The 14,828-nt window shown below is 56.3% G+C and carries 14 protein-coding genes; 4 read left to right on the plus strand and 10 right to left on the minus strand.

The features are described from left to right. Positions 1 to 161: 161 nt before the first annotated feature. Complete coding sequence (rpsI, locus tag AUC60_RS04405; RefSeq protein WP_002555064.1) at positions 162 to 554, minus strand: 30S ribosomal protein S9; 393 nt, start codon at positions 552 to 554, stop codon at positions 162 to 164. 14 nt (positions 555 to 568) lie between these two features. Continuing rightward, positions 569 to 997, minus strand: coding sequence for a 50S ribosomal protein L13 (gene rplM, locus AUC60_RS04410; RefSeq protein WP_027900224.1), 429 nt, complete (start codon positions 995 to 997; stop codon positions 569 to 571). Between the two features lie 256 nt (positions 998 to 1,253). Between rplM and AUC60_RS04415 the strand changes: the two genes are divergently transcribed. Together AUC60_RS04415 and AUC60_RS04420 are read left to right on the plus strand one after the other, a co-directional pair. Then, entirely contained in the window at positions 1,254 to 2,291 is a 1,038-nt protein-coding gene (locus tag AUC60_RS04415) for an NADP(H)-dependent aldo-keto reductase (RefSeq protein WP_087264865.1), read from the plus strand. Positions 2,292 to 2,559: 268 nt separating this feature from the next. Further along, entirely contained in the window at positions 2,560 to 3,480 is a 921-nt protein-coding gene (locus AUC60_RS04420; RefSeq protein ID WP_193441844.1) for a GlxA family transcriptional regulator, read from the plus strand. Positions 3,481 to 3,601: 121 nt separating this feature from the next. On the opposite strand, the gene zapE is transcribed toward AUC60_RS04420, so the two are convergent. The 3 genes from zapE to AUC60_RS04435 all read right to left on the minus strand — a co-directional run bounded on the left by zapE (position 3,602) and on the right by AUC60_RS04435 (position 6,761). Next, the gene (gene zapE, locus AUC60_RS04425) at positions 3,602 to 4,696 is read right to left on the minus strand and encodes a cell division protein ZapE (protein WP_087264867.1); all 1,095 of its coding nucleotides are present in this window, start codon (positions 4,694 to 4,696) and stop codon (positions 3,602 to 3,604) included. Positions 4,697 to 4,757: 61 nt separating this feature from the next. Next, positions 4,758 to 6,107, minus strand: coding sequence for a tryptophan--tRNA ligase (locus tag AUC60_RS04430; protein ID WP_087264868.1), 1,350 nt, complete (start codon positions 6,105 to 6,107; stop codon positions 4,758 to 4,760). A gap of 24 nt (positions 6,108 to 6,131) precedes the next feature. Then, positions 6,132 to 6,761 carry an alpha/beta hydrolase gene (locus AUC60_RS04435; RefSeq protein WP_087264869.1) on the minus strand — a complete coding sequence of 210 codons (630 nt, stop codon included), beginning with the start codon at positions 6,759 to 6,761 and terminating at the stop codon, positions 6,132 to 6,134. 145 nt (positions 6,762 to 6,906) lie between these two features. Here AUC60_RS04435 and AUC60_RS04440 point away from each other — a divergent pair, with 145 nt between their 5' ends. Further along, a complete protein-coding gene (locus tag AUC60_RS04440; RefSeq protein WP_087264870.1) occupies positions 6,907 to 7,344 on the plus strand; it encodes a Z-ring associated ZapG family protein in 438 nt (145 codons plus the stop codon). A 339-nt stretch (positions 7,345 to 7,683) separates the two neighbouring features. Here the strand turns inward: AUC60_RS04440 and AUC60_RS04445 are convergent, their stop codons facing one another. The 4 genes from AUC60_RS04445 to AUC60_RS04460 form a co-directional block, all read right to left on the minus strand. After that, positions 7,684 to 8,172, minus strand: coding sequence for a hypothetical protein (locus AUC60_RS04445; RefSeq protein ID WP_087264871.1), 489 nt, complete (start codon positions 8,170 to 8,172; stop codon positions 7,684 to 7,686). A 289-nt stretch (positions 8,173 to 8,461) separates the two neighbouring features. Beyond that, positions 8,462 to 10,360 (minus strand): sulfate adenylyltransferase subunit CysN, encoded by a 1,899-nt coding sequence (cysN, locus tag AUC60_RS04450; protein WP_087264872.1) that lies wholly within the window; start codon positions 10,358 to 10,360, stop codon positions 8,462 to 8,464. 9 nt (positions 10,361 to 10,369) lie between these two features. After that, complete coding sequence (gene cysD / locus AUC60_RS04455) at positions 10,370 to 11,287, minus strand: sulfate adenylyltransferase subunit CysD (RefSeq protein WP_087264873.1); 918 nt, start codon at positions 11,285 to 11,287, stop codon at positions 10,370 to 10,372. 152 nt (positions 11,288 to 11,439) lie between these two features. After that, entirely contained in the window at positions 11,440 to 12,198 is a 759-nt protein-coding gene (locus tag AUC60_RS04460; RefSeq protein ID WP_087264874.1) for a Nif3-like dinuclear metal center hexameric protein, read from the minus strand. Positions 12,199 to 12,368: 170 nt separating this feature from the next. On the opposite strand from AUC60_RS04460, the gene algW reads away from it, so the two are divergent. Then, on the plus strand, positions 12,369 to 13,532 hold the full coding sequence (gene algW, locus AUC60_RS04465) for a Do family serine endopeptidase AlgW (RefSeq protein ID WP_087264875.1): 1,164 nt from the start codon (positions 12,369 to 12,371) through the stop codon (positions 13,530 to 13,532). Between the two features lie 242 nt (positions 13,533 to 13,774). On the opposite strand, the gene hisC is transcribed toward algW, so the two are convergent. After that, the gene (hisC, locus tag AUC60_RS04470) at positions 13,775 to 14,827 is read right to left on the minus strand and encodes a histidinol-phosphate transaminase (protein WP_087264876.1); all 1,053 of its coding nucleotides are present in this window, start codon (positions 14,825 to 14,827) and stop codon (positions 13,775 to 13,777) included. Position 14,828 lies beyond the last annotated feature (1 nt).

The raw sequence follows: 14,828 nt of genomic DNA on the forward strand, positions 1-14,828 counted from the left end.
CCCTTCAAACTACAAGGGAATTACTTTTCCCGAAAAGCCGAAGGCCTTGTAATCCGGGGCCTGCGCGGAATGAGTCATGTTGTCACATGTATAATAGACGCCCACAAAAAAACGCCCAGCTCCGCGAGGAGGCTGGGCGTTCTTTTTGAACGAAGTGCGAATTAACGCTTCGAGTACTGCGGACGCTTACGCGCTTTACGTAGACCGACTTTCTTACGTTCAACTTCACGGGCGTCGCGAGTAACGAAGCCAGCTTTGCGCAGAGCGCCGCGCAGGGTTTCGTCGTACTGCATCAGAGCGCGAGTGATACCGTGGCGGATTGCGCCAGCTTGACCACTTACACCACCGCCGATAACGGTAACGTAGATATCGAACTTCTCAACAGTCTCAGTCAGTTCCAGCGGCTGACGAACTACCATGCGGGCAGTTTCGCGACCGAAGAAATTGTCCAGCGAACGGTTGTTGATGGAGATGTTACCGGTACCTGGGCGCAGGAATACGCGAGCGGTAGCGGTCTTGCGACGGCCAGTGCCGTAATTTTGAGTCGCCGACATAATCAACTATTCCGTTAAAACTTCAGTTCTTGGGGCTGCTGAGCAGTATGAGGGTGTGCAGTGCCCGCATAGACTTTCAGCTTACGGTACATGTCGCGACCCAGCGGGTTTTTAGGCAGCATGCCTTTAACCGCGGTCTCGAGCACACGCTCAGGAGCTTTGGCGATCAGCTTTTCGAAGTTGATCGACTTGATCCCGCCCGGAAAACCGGAGTGAGAGTAGTAGATTTTGTCGGTGGTTTTAGCACCGGTAACACGGATTTGCTCAGCGTTGATAACAACGATGTAGTCACCAGTGTCAACGTGCGGAGTGTATTCCGCTTTGTGCTTGCCACGCAGACGGCTAGCGATTTCTGTAGCCAGACGACCGAGGGTCTGACCAGCAGCATCGACTACGAACCATTCGCGCTTAACTGTTTCCGGTTTAGCAGTATAAGTTTTCATTATTTAGCCTCAGGGGCCGCCCTGATAAATTGAGACGGCGGATCTTACTGAATAGATCGTACTTTGACAAGCAGCATGTCAAAGGCAGCCGAGATACAGACGCTGCCGAGGGCTCGGGTCGGCGCATCTGTGGTACGGCAAAGATGTCTCTCCGGCAGATGGAGCATCACTTCCACTGCAAAGAGGCGCGCGATTATGCGGATTGCGAAATAAATTTCAACCTGCTTTTATGGCTCCCCTACCTGAGGAGAAGCAAATGGACTATCGCCAACTTGGCAGAACCGACCTGAAAGTCAGTGCAATCTGCCTCGGCACCATGACCTGGGGCGAGCAAAACAGCGAACCTGAAGCCTTTGCCCAGATCCAGCGTGCCAAAGAAGCCGGCATCAACTTTCTTGATACCGCCGAAATGTATCCGGTGCCGCCAAAAGCAGAAACCTACTCCGCCACCGAGACAATCATCGGGAACTGGTTCAAGAAACAGGGCGACCGCGCCGACTGGATTCTGGCCAGCAAGATCGCCGGACCGGGCAATGCCATCGATCATATTCGCGGTGGCAGCCTCAAGCACAATCGCGAGCATATAGTGGCGGCGCTTGACGCTAGCCTGGCCCGCCTGCAAACCGACTATCTGGACCTGTATCAACTGCACTGGCCTGAGCGCAGCACCAATTTTTTCGGCAAATTGGGTTACACCCATAAAGATGAAGACTTCACCCCGCTAGAGGAAACCCTCGAAGCGCTGGACGAGCAGGTCAAGGCGGGCAAGATTCGCCACATCGGGCTTTCCAACGAAACGCCTTGGGGCACCATGAAGTTCCTGCAACTGGCCGAAAGCCGTGGCTGGCCACGAGCAGTATCTATCCAGAACCCCTACAACCTGCTTAACCGCAGCTTTGAAGTGGGCCTGGCCGAAGTGGCCATTCGCGAACAATGCGGTCTGCTGGCCTATTCGCCACTGGCGTTCGGCATGCTGTCAGGCAAATACGAGGGGGGTGCTCGCCCGGCCAAAGGTCGCCTGAGCCTCTACAGTCGCTTCACCCGCTACTTCAACCCGCAATCGGAAGCAGCCTGCAGCCGTTATGTAGCACTTGCTCGCGAGCACGGCCTGGAACCGACCCAAATGGCCTTGGCCTTTGTCACTCGCCAGCCGTTCGTGACCAGCAACATCATCGGCGCCACCACGCTTGAGCAACTGGACAGCAACATCGCCAGCTTCGGGCTGGAATTGTCCGAAGAGGTATTGGCCGGTATCGAGGCGATTCACAAGGATCATCCGAATCCTGCGCCTTAACTTGTCCATCTCAAATTGAAATGCGGCTCTGTGGGACTGACTTTAGCCAGGAGGTCCCCCCCGGCTAAAGCCGGTCCTACAGGATCAAAACCGCTCAATAGCCTGCTTAACATTCCAGAACTGGACACACCCGCCAAAAAATAAGACGATCCAGCCGTTACCTGACCACTCTCCCATATAAGAACAAAAGAATATGTCGACTCACGCCTCCGCGCCCTTGCGGCGCGTCAGCATCCTGGCTATTGACGGGGTGTTCGCTTCCACATTGATGCAAGCCAAGGATTTCTTTCACCTCGCCGCCCTGCGCTACAGCAAACAGCTGGGGCTGGGCAGAATCCCCGCGTTCGAAACACGGCTGGTCAGCCCGGACGGCAAGCCCGTTCGCAGCTTCAGCGATGTCGTGCTGCCCGTAGACGGCGATCTCGACCAGAGCGATGTGATTGTCATCCCGGCATTCTGGGATAACTTTGACGCCCTGCGTTTGCGCTACCCCCAGGTCATTCCCTGGTTACGCGAGCAACATGCCAATGGCGCGGTGCTCTGCGGCGAAGCCAGCGGCGTATTCTGGCTGGCGGAATCCGGGTTGCTGGACGGCAAAGAAGCTACAACCTACTGGCGATTTTTCAACGACTTCGGTGAGCGCTTTCCTAAGGTCCTGTTGAATCAGGAGAAACACCTGACAGATGCCGACAATCTGTACTGTGCAGGTGGTACGACTTCAGCCTGCGACTTGTACATTTATCTGATTGAGCGCTTCTGCGGCGCGAATGTCGCGCAAGCCGTGGCCCGGGACATTCTGTATGAAGTGCAGCGCAACTATGCGCCAGGCCGTATGGGCTTCGGTGGACAGAAGCTGCATCAAGACGTTGTGATCCTGCAAATCCAGCACTGGCTGGAGGAGCACTTCGCCGATAAATTCCGCTTCGAGGATGTTGCCCGTAATCACGGCATGAGTATCCGCAACTTCATGCGCCGCTTCCAGACTGCCACCGGCGATAAGCCGCTGCACTACCTGCAGCGGCTGCGCATCGAAACCGCCAAGGGCCTGCTGTCTGGTACGCGCAAGAGCATCAAGACCATCAGCTATGAAGTCGGGTACGACGACGCCAGCTTCTTCGCCCGACTGTTTCGTCAACACACCGAGCTGTCGCCGAATCAGTATCGGCAACAGTTTCAGCAGGCCGCTTGATCAACAGGCATAAGACGATCAACAGTAGGAGCGCGCCAGCACCGCTAGGCCGCGATAGCGTTCTGCCTGACTCACCACCATCGCGGCCTCGCGGTGCTGGTGCACTCCTACAGATCCCAACTTAAGGCTTATGCGCCCGCGACAGAAACTCGTGGGACTGCATCTCCAGCAAACGGCTCAGCGTCCGCTGAAACTCGAAATTCAGACGCCCACCGGTGTACAGGTCTTTCAACTCGACTTCAGCCGAGATGATCAGCTTGACGTTGCGGTCATAGAATTCGTCGACCATGTTGATGAAGCGTCGCGCGATGTCGTCAGTGGTGACGCTCATCTGCTCTACGCCGCTAAGCAACACCGCGTGGTAGATCTTGCCGAGTTCGATGTAATCGTTCTGGCTACGCGGGCCGTCGCACAGTTCGCGGAAGTCGAACCAGGCCACATCGTCACAGGTGCGCAGTGCACGGATTTCGCGATTCTCGACCATCAGTACGTCATTCTCGACAGTCTGAGCGCAATCCGGTGTCAACGCCTTGAAGCTCTTGCGCAGGCTTTCCTGCGCGGCTTCATTCAGCGGGAAATGGAACAGTTCAGCCTGCTCGAGGTGACGCAGGCGATAGTCCACGCCGCTGTCGACGTTGACGATGTCGGTGTTCTGCTTGATCAGCGCAATGGCTGGCAGGAAGCGCGCACGTTGCAGGCCGTCCTTGTACAAGCCGTCGGGCACGATGTTCGAGGTCGCAACCAGCGTAACGCCGTTCTTGAACAGTTCCTCCATCAAGGTGCCGAGGATCATGGCGTCAGTGATGTCGGACACGAAGAACTCATCGAAACAGATCACCCGAGCCTCATCGGAAAAACGCTTGGCGATGAGGGTCAGCGGGTTCTTCTCGCCCTTGAGGGTCTTCATCTCTTCGTGCACGCGCTTCATGAAGCGGTGGAAGTGAGTACGGACCTTCTGCTCGAACGGCAGGGCGTCGAAGAAGGTGTCGACCAGATAGGTCTTGCCCCGGCCAACCCCACCCCAGAAGTACAAGCCTTTGACTGGCGCCTGCTCCTTTTTGCCGAAGAGCTTGCCGAAGATGCCCGGCTTGCTCTGGTTGGCGGCGACCAGATCGTCATAGAGACGCTGCAAATGACGCACAGCCGTTTCCTGCGCCGCATCATGGAAGAAGTCAGGGCGTTTCAGATCAGCTTGGTATCGTTCTAGAGGGGTCATATTCGCTAACAAGGCAACAAAAACGGGCCGTCACTGTAGCGACGGCCCGGCAGATTGGCAATCAATCCTGTTGTGGTGCGAGGGCAAGCTTAAGGCTCTCGATGGCAGCATCGCGAGCAGCGGCGTCGCTGAATACCGGGCTGTCAGCCACACATTGGCCATCAAGCCAGAGGGTGAAGCTGTCGGCTTCGGCACGAAGGTCCAGCTCACCGCCCTGCTGCAACTGTTTACTGACTGCACCAGCAGCCTTGCCATCGGCGAAGTTGCGCGACAACAGCAACTGCTCGCCATCGGCCGCCAGCAGACGGAAGCGGAAGCTGCCATCGTCTTCACGGAAGCTGACAAAGCGTGCGCCCCTGGCGGCTTTCTTCTTGCCAGTTTCGGCCACTTGTACGTTGCTGCGGAATGAACGCAAGCCAACCGCTTCACGCAATTCGCCAAGGAACGGCGTGGCGACTTTGCGGGCTTTCTCTGCGCCAGCCAGCAGAATGTCTTCCAGATCCGCCGGACGCTCGATCAAGCGGTGGTAGTTTTCACGTGCCTCGCCCAGCTCACGGTCCAAGAGTGTGAACAGACGATTCTTGGCTTCGCCCCAGCCGAGGCCCTGCAGCAGCTCGGAACGGAACTCAGCGTTCTGCTCAGGGGTAGCAAATGCCTGATAGAGCGTGAACAAGTGGGAGTTATCAGGATCCTTGGCTTCGCCCGGCGCTTTGGAGTCGGTAACGATGCGCGAGATCGCGTCCTTCATGTCCTTGGCGCTGCTGAACAACGGAATCGTGTTGTCGTAGCTTTTCGACATTTTGCGCCCATCCAGACCTGGCAGCGTAGCGACGCTCTCCTCGATCAGGGCTTCAGGCATGACGAAGAATTCTTTGCCTTTGCCAAACAGGTGGTTGAAACGCTGGCCGATATCACGGGCCATTTCGACGTGCTGAATCTGGTCGCGACCAACCGGAACCTTATGCGCGTTGAACATCAGAATGTCCGCAGCCATCAACACCGGGTAGCTGTACAAACCCATGGTGACGCCAGCATCCGGGTCTTCACCGGTCTCGACGTTCTTGTCCACGGACGCCTTGTAGGCGTGAGCACGGTTGAGCAGGCCCTTGGCAGCAACACACGTCAGCAGCCAGGTCAGCTCAGTGATTTCCGGGATATCGGACTGGCGATAGAACGTCACGCGATCCACATCAAGGCCGGCAGCCAGCCAGGTCGCAGCGATTTCCAGACGCGAACGCTGAATGCGCAGCGGGTCATCGCATTTGATCAAGGCGTGATAGTCAGCCAGGAAGTAGAACGAATCAGCGTCGCTCTGGCGACTGGCAACAATGGCCGGGCGGATCGCGCCCGCGTAATTACCCAGGTGAGGCGTGCCGGTAGTGGTGATACCGGTCAGGATACGAGTGGTCATGGCAGGTCGCTTATGGGGCTGTCATCAGTTTGAAAGGCGTGGCGCAACCAGATCTTTGAGATCGGTCAGCTTGCCATGAAAAAAGTGTCCGCATTCTGCCACTTTCAGCAGCTGATGTGGGCGCGGCAATGCGGCTGACCAGTCATAGACCAGCTGCGGCTCGACAACTTCATCGGTCTCCGGCTGGATAACGGTCAGCGGACAGCTCTGAGGCAGCGGATACTGCTCGCTCAAGCGCATGACCGCAGGCGCGACCATGAACAAGTGGCTAAGCTTATGTCCAGACGCCTCCAGACGACCGCCAAGACTGGCAGCAACGAAACCGCCAAAGGAAAAGCCGAACAGCGTCAGAGGCAGACCGGGATGCTTTTCCAGCAGCCAGCGAGCGACAGCCTGGGCGTCTTCGACTTCCCCGGCCCCCGCTTCGGAGGTACCGGCGCTGGCACCCACGCCACGATAATTGAAACGCAAGGTAATCAAACCTGCATCACGGGCAGTACGCTGCAGGGTCGAGACGACCTTGTTGAGCATGGTGCCCCCCTGGATCGGGTTGGGATGGCAGATCAACGTCAGGCCCGTAGCATCGGGCAAATCCAGGTAAAGGGCTTCAAGCTGGCCCACCGGGCCATCGATCAATACGGGGGTTTCGCGCATGAGCAAAAAGGAACTCCGTGACCTCGCAATGGGTCGACTCGTCTAGCTGATTGTCTGCAAATAGCATATCCGTGAGCGTGTCGCGGTATACAGAGCAGGTTCGAGCCGTTAACGTAAAGCAAAGCCGTTTATAGAGGAAGGACTCGTGGAACTGTCGCTCTTAGTTTGGTTGTTGCCGACCATTGCCCTGGTTGTCGGTGTTGTCATCGGTTTTCTGGTCGCACGTCTGGTGCCCAACGCTGCTCCCAATGGAACCCAGCGCCAGCTGGATGATGTTCAGGAGCGTTTCGATATCTATCAGAACGAAGTGGTTACGCACTTCAACAGCACGGCCAATCTGGTCCAGAAGCTTTCGCAAAGCTATCAGGACGTACAGGAGCATCTCGCCGAGGGCGCCAACCGTCTGGCTACCGACGAGTTGACTCGCCAGCGCTTGTTGGCGGCCCTGCATCCTGAAGCCAACCAGGTCCAGCGCGATCGTCTGACGCCACCGCGCACAACTGAAGCGCCGAAAGATTACGCGCCGAAATCACCCAACGCTCCCGGCATGCTCGACGAGCATTACGGTTTGAAAAAGCCGTAAGCGAAAGCCGAATCAGAAAAGCCCGCCACTTGAGAAAATGGCGGGCTTTTCTGTAGATCAGTCAGGGATAAATCCTGGCGAAGAAACTTCCTACGCACTTTCAGGAATACAGCGGCTATATATATTTTGTTGCGACCTCTATGCTTTTTGGAAAACGGAGGAAGCATGAAAGCAATTAAAATATTCGTAGCATGTATTTTTTTATCAGGTTGCGTGCCGGGGGATTGTATAAATAACTGTTATTTATGGAGCAGAGGAGACCCAGAGCTTTTATACAAGTGTAATATCGACCCACTCAGACCTGACTGCCCAGTTCAACGCTAGGCAAAAAGCCAAACTTCAAAATCTCCAAATTTCTTGCGGCGAACTCATGAACCAAACTGTCTCCTTTTTCTTAGGCGGAAATCGTCCAGGTTTAAATCCAAAACGCGCCCAAAGGAGATTGCCAGTTCGCTGATCATAAATCACCAGATTGCCGTCATCTTGCATCGACATATGGCTGTGATACCAGTACGTCTTATCCTTCGTATCAGTGCTTTGCGCGGTCCACAGCCTTGATCTCGCGGGATCATAGAGGAATCCGCTGTTGCTTACGACAAACCACGGAGCACCTCGTTGCTTACGGGAGAGCGTACGACTGTAAGGCTGATTGCTATCGGCGACCCAGACAACACTGCCACTATCTTTAATAACCAGGTTGCCGTCGCTTTGCAGTTCCAGACGAAAACGTCCATTGGGTGATTGTAAAAACTGCCCGGGTGTCATTTTCTGATTGGGCGGCAATACGGGAGCGCCATTATTTTCAAAAAAACCATACTGAATACTCATACTTTCACCTTTGAAAGTTTTTGGTTGAGCATTCAACTAATCACCCACAGACTTACAAGATGCGATAAATATATACCGCACCTGAATTATCTTAACGCCTTGATTTTTTTGCAGTAGCCGGGCCAGCACCCATGATTCCCTAAGTTGTGCGGCAGATACAAAATCTGTGGCGCAGTCTTCAGGCAGACTGCGTCATCGTTCATCGCGAGCAAGCGCGCTCCTACAGGGCCGCCCTGAACAACAAAAAACCCGCCATCACTGGCGGGTTTCTTGTCGCAGCAAACGATCGTCAGATCGCGCCGCGGCTGCGCAGCAGGTCGAGGACTTGCTTGACGCTGTCTTCGAGGCTCAGGGACTGAGTATCGATGACCAGATCCGCATTGAGCGGTACGTCGTACGGGAAGGACTCGCCCGGGATGTTATCGCCGTCGGCTGCGTACAGGCCCTGTGGATCGCGTTCGCGGCAAACCGAAGGGGATGCCTGGACGTACACGGTCAGCAGGCGATCAGCACCGATCAGGGACTTGGCCTGTTCGCGACCTTCGCCATCCGGTGCAACGAACGCCGCCAGGGTGATCAGACCCGCCTGGTTGAACTGACGCGCCACGTGAGCAGCACGACGCCAGTTTTCAGTACGCCCGGCGCGATCCTGCGGCAGACCTTTGTTCAGGTCATGACGCAGATTCTGGCCATCCAGTACGTAAACCGCACGACCCATGTCGAACAGCTTGCGCTCGACTGCGTAAGCCAGGGTGCTTTTGCCTGCGCCGGACAGGCCGCTGAACAGCACGGTAGCCGGTTGCTGACCGAAACGCTGAGCACGCTCTTCGGTTGCGACGTGAGCCAGAGCACCGTGATGGTTGGCACCTGCGCCGCCGACGGGCTTGGCAATGATCATGCCCGCTGCCACGGTGCCGTTGGTCAAACGGTCAATCACGATAAACGAACCGGTGGTGCGGTTGCTGTCGTAGCCGTCCAGCGCGATGGCTGAGTCGAGGCTGATCTTGACGCGACCAATCTCGTTCAGGCCCAGCGAGCTGGCAGGTCCTTCGGCCAGCGTATTCACATCGACGCGATGAGTAATGCTGGCAATCGAGCCCGGCACATAGCTGGTAGCGCGCTTGATGTCGTATTTCTTGCCCGGCAGCATCGGCTCTTCAGCCATCCACACGAGCATGGCGTCGAACGCGTCAGCTACCTGCGGAACGTTATCGGCATGCACCAGCAGGTCACCACGGGAGATGTCGATCTCGTCTTCCATGGTCAGGGTCACGGCCTGACCCGGCCCTGCATTTTCCAGCTCACCTTCAAAGGTGACGATGGACTTGACGCGGCTGCTCTTGCCCGAAGGGAGCACGACGATTTCGTCACCCTTGTGCACGATACCGCTCGCCAATGTACCGGCGAAACCACGGAAATTCAGGTTTGGACGGTTGACGTACTGCACCGGGAATCGCATGTCGGTGTAGTTGCGGTCGTTGGCGATCTCGACGGTTTCGAGAATTTCCATCAGCGACTGACCGGTATACCAAGGCGAACGCTCGCTCTTGTTCACCACGTTGTCGCCTTTGAGAGCAGACATCGGCACAAAGGCCATGGTAGTAGGCTTGAAGGCAATACCTTCGGCGAACTTCAAGTAATCAGACTTGATTGACTCGAAGACGCTTTCGTCGAAACCATTGAGGTCCATCTTGTTGATGGCCACAACGATGTGTTTGATGCCCAACAGCGATGCGATGTAGCTGTGACGACGAGTCTGGGTTTGCACGCCATAACGGGCGTCTACCAGAATGATCGCCAGGTCGCAGGTTGATGCACCGGTAGCCATGTTGCGCGTGTACTGCTCATGGCCCGGAGTATCGGCGATGATGAACTTGCGCTTGGCAGTCGAGAAGTAGCGGTAGGCAACGTCAATCGTGATGCCCTGCTCACGCTCAGCCTGCAAACCATCAACCAGCAACGCCAGATCGACGTCCTCGCCAGTGGTGCCGGACTTCTTCGAATCGCGGGTAATGGCCTCCAGGTGATCTTCGTAGATCATTTTGGAGTCGTGCAGCAGACGCCCGATCAGCGTGCTCTTGCCGTCGTCGACGTTGCCACAGGTAAGAAAGCGCAGCATTTCCTTGCGTTCGTGCTGGCCCAGATAGGCGAGGATGTCCTCGCTGATCAAATCAGATGCGTGCGACATGACAACCCCTTAGAAATAACCCTGACGTTTCTTTTCTTCCATCGAACCAGCGCCATCGTGATCGATGACTCGGCCCTGACGTTCGGAAGTACGCGTCAGAAGCATTTCCTGAATGATGTCAGTGAGGCTGGTGGCCTCGGACTCGACTGCGCCCGTCAACGGGTAGTCGCCAAGTGTACGGAAGCGGACTTTCTTCTTGACGATGCGTGCCTTGTCCTCATCGCTGAGGTGATTCAGAAGACGCTCGTCGTCGATCATGATCCAGGTGCCATTCATCTCGATGACATCGCGCTCGGCGGCGAAGTACAACGGGACAATCGGAATGCTTTCCAGATAGATGTACTGCCAGATGTCCAGCTCGGTCCAGTTGGACAGCGGGAACACACGGATCGACTCGCCTTTGTTGACGTTGCCGTTGTAGACGTTCCACAGCTCGGGACGCTGGTTCTTCGGATCCCAGCGGTGCTTGCTGTCGCGGAACGAATACACGCGCTCTTTGGCACGGGATTTTTCTTCATCACGACGCGCCCCACCGAACGCGGCATCAAAGCCGTGCTTGTCCAGGGCCTGCTTGAGACCTTCGGTCTTCATGATGTCGGTATGCTTGGAGCTGCCGTGGGTCAGCGGGCTGATATTTTGAGCCACGCCGTCAGGGTTGATGTGGACGATCAGGTCCAGGCCCATTTCCTTAACCATCTGGTCGCGAAAACGATACATTTCCTGGAATTTCCAGCGGGTGTCCACGTGCATCACCGGGAATGGCAACTTGCCTGGAAAGAACGCCTTGCGCGCAAGGTGCAACATTACGGCAGAGTCTTTACCGACGGAGTACAGCATCACCGGGTTATCAAACTCGGCGGCGACCTCGCGGATGATGTGGATGCTTTCCGCCTCCAGTTGCTTCAGATGCGTCAGTTTATCGACCATGGTTACTCACGGGTTGCATTCATTATTGACCGGACAACGCCCGGGACGGCCAGCGGGCCGTGTTCGAGGCGGCACTCTAGCACAGCAACTAATTCTATTCAGGAGGCCCAATAGATCGAAACGTTCTATCTATATACCGTCTCGTTTGATACTCAAACCGGGTTCGGGCAGTCGATAAACAGGTGCTCCAACGCAAACCGCCGCGCCAGATAGTCGCCCAGTGCCTGAACCCCGTAACGCTCGGTGGCGTGGTGTCCAGCGGCTATGAAGCTGATGCCGTTTTCCCGGGCGCTGTGCACGGTCTGTTCGGATGCTTCGCCACTGATAAACAGATCGACTCCGGCCGCTATCGCCTGATCGATGTAGCCCTGCCCGCCTCCGGTACACCACCCCACGCGGCGAATCATTTCACTGCCTTCAATCAACAGCGGTTCACGCCCCAGCGCTTCCTGCACACGACGGGCAAAGTCGCGCGGCATCATGGGTTCATTCAGTGAGCCGACCAATCCGACGATGCGAGCGTTATCCGGATCCAGCGGGCCTTCGACAGTGATGTCCAACTGACGAGCCAGTTGCACGTTATTACCCACGTCCGGATGCACATCCAGTGGCAAGTGATAGGCCAGCAGACTGACGTCGTGTTTGAGCAGGGTTTTCAGTCGACGCTGCTTCATACCGACCACGCAGGGGTTTTCGCCTTTCCAGAAATAACCGTGATGCACGAGGATCAGATCAGCCTGTGCGTCCACCGCAGCATCCAGCAAAGCCTGGCTGGCAGTGACGCCGCTGACGATACGCATGACCTGCGGCCGCCCCTCGACCTGCAGGCCGTTGGGGCAATAATCCTGGATGCGGGCGCTACCGAGATAACGGTCGGCTTCTTCTACCAGAGTGCTGAGCGCAACAGCCATAAAAGACTCCTGAATCTATGATTTAAAGCTGATAGGGTCGTGTTGCTGAAATGGTTCACTTCTGAATATCTTATTTGCGAGACACGACCCCAAGTGCTCGTATAATGCCGCCCATTATGGCGCAGATGGGCGAAAAGCCGCAGCGTCGGATCACTTTCAGGATTTGCTCAATGTTCAAGGCACTGCGCTTTTTTGGTTGGCCGTTGCTGGCAGGCGTACTCATCGCACTACTGATTATTCAGCGTTTCCCGGAAATGGTTGGCCTGCCAAGCCTGGACGTCAATCTGCAACAAGCGCCACAAACCAGCTATGTCCAGCAAGGCCCGGTCTCTTACGCAGACGCGGTTGGCATGGCGGCACCTGCGGTAGTCAATCTCTACACCACCAAGATGGTCAACAAAGCGGCCAACCCGATGTTCGAGGACCCGCAGTTCAGGCGCTTCTTCGGCGACAACATGCCCAAACAGAAACGCATGGAGTCCAGTCTCGGCTCCGGCGTATTGATGAGCCCGGAAGGCTACATTCTGACCAACAACCACGTGACGACCGGTGCGGATCAAATCGTCGTCGCGCTCAAGGACGGTCGGGAAACTATCGCCCGAGTCATCGGCAACGATCCGGAAACCGACCTGGCCGTGCTGAAAATTGATCTCAAGAACATCCCGGCGATCACTATTGGCCGCTCTGACAGCATCCGTATCGGCGACGTCGCGCTGGCCATCGGCAACCCGTTCGGGGTCGGTCAAACCGTCACCATGGGCATCATCAGTGCCACTGGTCGAAACCAACTGGGCCTGAACACTTACGAAGACTTCATTCAGACCGACGCGGCGATCAACCCGGGCAACTCGGGCGGCGCACTGGTTGATGCCAACGGCAACCTGACCGGCATCAACACCGCGATCTTTTCCAAGTCTGGCGGTTCTCAAGGCATCGGTTTCGCGATTCCGACCAAGCTGGCAATGGAGGTCATGAAATCGATCATCGAGCATGGCCAGGTAATTCGTGGCTGGCTGGGCATTGAAGTACAGCCGCTCACTCAGGATCTGGCTGAATCGTTCGGTCTGAAGGACCGTCCAGGCATCGTCGTCGCGGGAATTTTCCGCGATGGCCCGGCACAGAAAGCCGGACTGCAGTTGGGTGATGTGATTTTGAGCATCAACGGTGAACCTGCCGGTGACGGCCGTCGCTCGATGAATCAGGTCGCGCGCACCAAGCCGAGCGACAAGATCGCCATCGAGGTCATGCGCAACGGGAAAGAGGTAAAACTCAACGCTGAAGTTGGCCTGCGCCCACCACCTCCGCCGTCAGCTACGCCGGTTGAGGAGCAGTGATCGCACCGCAAGGAATTGACGACGTGGGACCGGATTTATCCCGGAAGGCAATACTCCTGACGATACAAAGCGTCGGCTGTACCGGCCTGTACCCGAATGAATCCGTTCCCACCGAGTTGCGTAGATACCTGTGGGAGCGAGGCTCGGCTGCGATAAAAGCACTGAGGTCTATCTGATAAACCGCAGTGGCCTTATCGCGGGCAAGCCTCGCTCCCAACAGGTGTGATACTGCGATGGGGTTGTTACAACCCCACCAACCCATCCAGCAACGCTTGATTCTGCTCCGGCGTGCCAATGCTGATGCGCAGGAACTGGGCGATACGTTGCTGCTTGAAATGCCGAACGATGACGCCCTGCTCCCGCAGTTTTGCCGCAATGCCTGCCGCGTCATGTTGCGGGTGACGGGCAAAGATGAAGTTGGCCGCAGACGGCAGCACTTCAAAACCAAGGGCCTGTAGCTCAGCAGTCAATGCTTCCCGGCTGGCGATCACCGCATTACGGGTGAAATCAAAGTGCTCGCGATCCTCAAAGGCAGCAGCGGCACCGACGATTGCCAGACGATCCAGCGGATACGAGTTGAAGCTGTTCTTGACCCGCTCCAGCGCTTCGATCAGATCAGGATGCCCGACCGCCAGACCAACGCGCAGGCCCGCCAGTGATCGAGACTTGGACAATGTCTGGGTAACCAGCAGGTTCGGATAACGGTCCACCAGCGAGATCGCCGTCTCGCCACCAAAATCGATATAAGCCTCATCGACTACGACAACTGAATCAGGGCTCGCCTTGAGCATCTGCTCGACCGCCTCCAGCCCCACCACGCAACCGGTTGGCGCGTTAGGGTTCGGGAAAATGATCCCGCCATTAGGCTTGGCGTAGTCCGAGACACGAATCTGGAACTGCTCATCCAGTGCAATAGCGTCGAACTCAATGCCGTACAGGCCACAGTAAACCGGATAAAAGCTATAGCTGATGTCCGGAAACAGCAAAGGCTTGCCGTGCTGGAAGAACGCGTTGAACACGTGTGCAAGCACTTCATCGGAGCCATTTCCGAGAAACACATGGCTGGCCTGAACGCCGTAATAGCTCGCCACTGCGTGCTTGAGCAGGTCGCTATTAGGATCGGGATAAAGACGCAGGTCATCAGTCAGCTCTGCGCGCATTGCGGCCAGCGCTTTTGGCGAAGGGCCGTAAGGATTTTCATTGGTGTTGAGCTTGACCAGCTTGGTCAGCTTGGGCTGTTCACCCGGCACATACGGCACCAGGCTGTTGACGAACGGACTCCAGAATTTACTCATG

Source organism: Pseudomonas caspiana (assembly GCF_002158995.1).
Taxonomy (GTDB): Bacteria; Pseudomonadota; Gammaproteobacteria; order Pseudomonadales; family Pseudomonadaceae; genus Aquipseudomonas; species Aquipseudomonas caspiana.

What these genes read in the sequence shown, in the direction of transcription:
- hisC (WP_087264876.1), bottom strand. Translation starts at nt 14,827, where the DNA reads ATGAGTAAATTCTGGAGTCCGTTCGTCAACAGCCTGGTGCCGTATGTG.
- rpsI (WP_002555064.1), bottom strand. Translation starts at nt 554, where the DNA reads ATGTCGGCGACTCAAAATTACGGCACTGGCCGTCGCAAGACCGCTACC.
- zapE (WP_087264867.1), bottom strand. Translation starts at nt 4,696, where the DNA reads ATGACCCCTCTAGAACGATACCAAGCTGATCTGAAACGCCCTGACTTC.
- AUC60_RS04435 (WP_087264869.1), bottom strand. Translation starts at nt 6,761, where the DNA reads ATGCGCGAAACCCCCGTATTGATCGATGGCCCGGTGGGCCAGCTTGAA.
- cysN (WP_087264872.1), bottom strand. Translation starts at nt 10,360, where the DNA reads ATGTCGCACGCATCTGATTTGATCAGCGAGGACATCCTCGCCTATCTG.
- algW (WP_087264875.1), top strand. Translation starts at nt 12,369, where the DNA reads ATGTTCAAGGCACTGCGCTTTTTTGGTTGGCCGTTGCTGGCAGGCGTA.
- AUC60_RS04420 (WP_193441844.1), top strand. Translation starts at nt 2,560, where the DNA reads ATGCAAGCCAAGGATTTCTTTCACCTCGCCGCCCTGCGCTACAGCAAA.
- rplM (WP_027900224.1), bottom strand. Translation starts at nt 997, where the DNA reads ATGAAAACTTATACTGCTAAACCGGAAACAGTTAAGCGCGAATGGTTC.
- cysD (WP_087264873.1), bottom strand. Translation starts at nt 11,287, where the DNA reads ATGGTCGATAAACTGACGCATCTGAAGCAACTGGAGGCGGAAAGCATC.
- AUC60_RS04430 (WP_087264868.1), bottom strand. Translation starts at nt 6,107, where the DNA reads ATGACCACTCGTATCCTGACCGGTATCACCACTACCGGCACGCCTCAC.
- AUC60_RS04460 (WP_087264874.1), bottom strand. Translation starts at nt 12,198, where the DNA reads ATGGCTGTTGCGCTCAGCACTCTGGTAGAAGAAGCCGACCGTTATCTC.
- AUC60_RS04445 (WP_087264871.1), bottom strand. Translation starts at nt 8,172, where the DNA reads ATGAGTATTCAGTATGGTTTTTTTGAAAATAATGGCGCTCCCGTATTG.
- AUC60_RS04415 (WP_087264865.1), top strand. Translation starts at nt 1,254, where the DNA reads ATGGACTATCGCCAACTTGGCAGAACCGACCTGAAAGTCAGTGCAATC.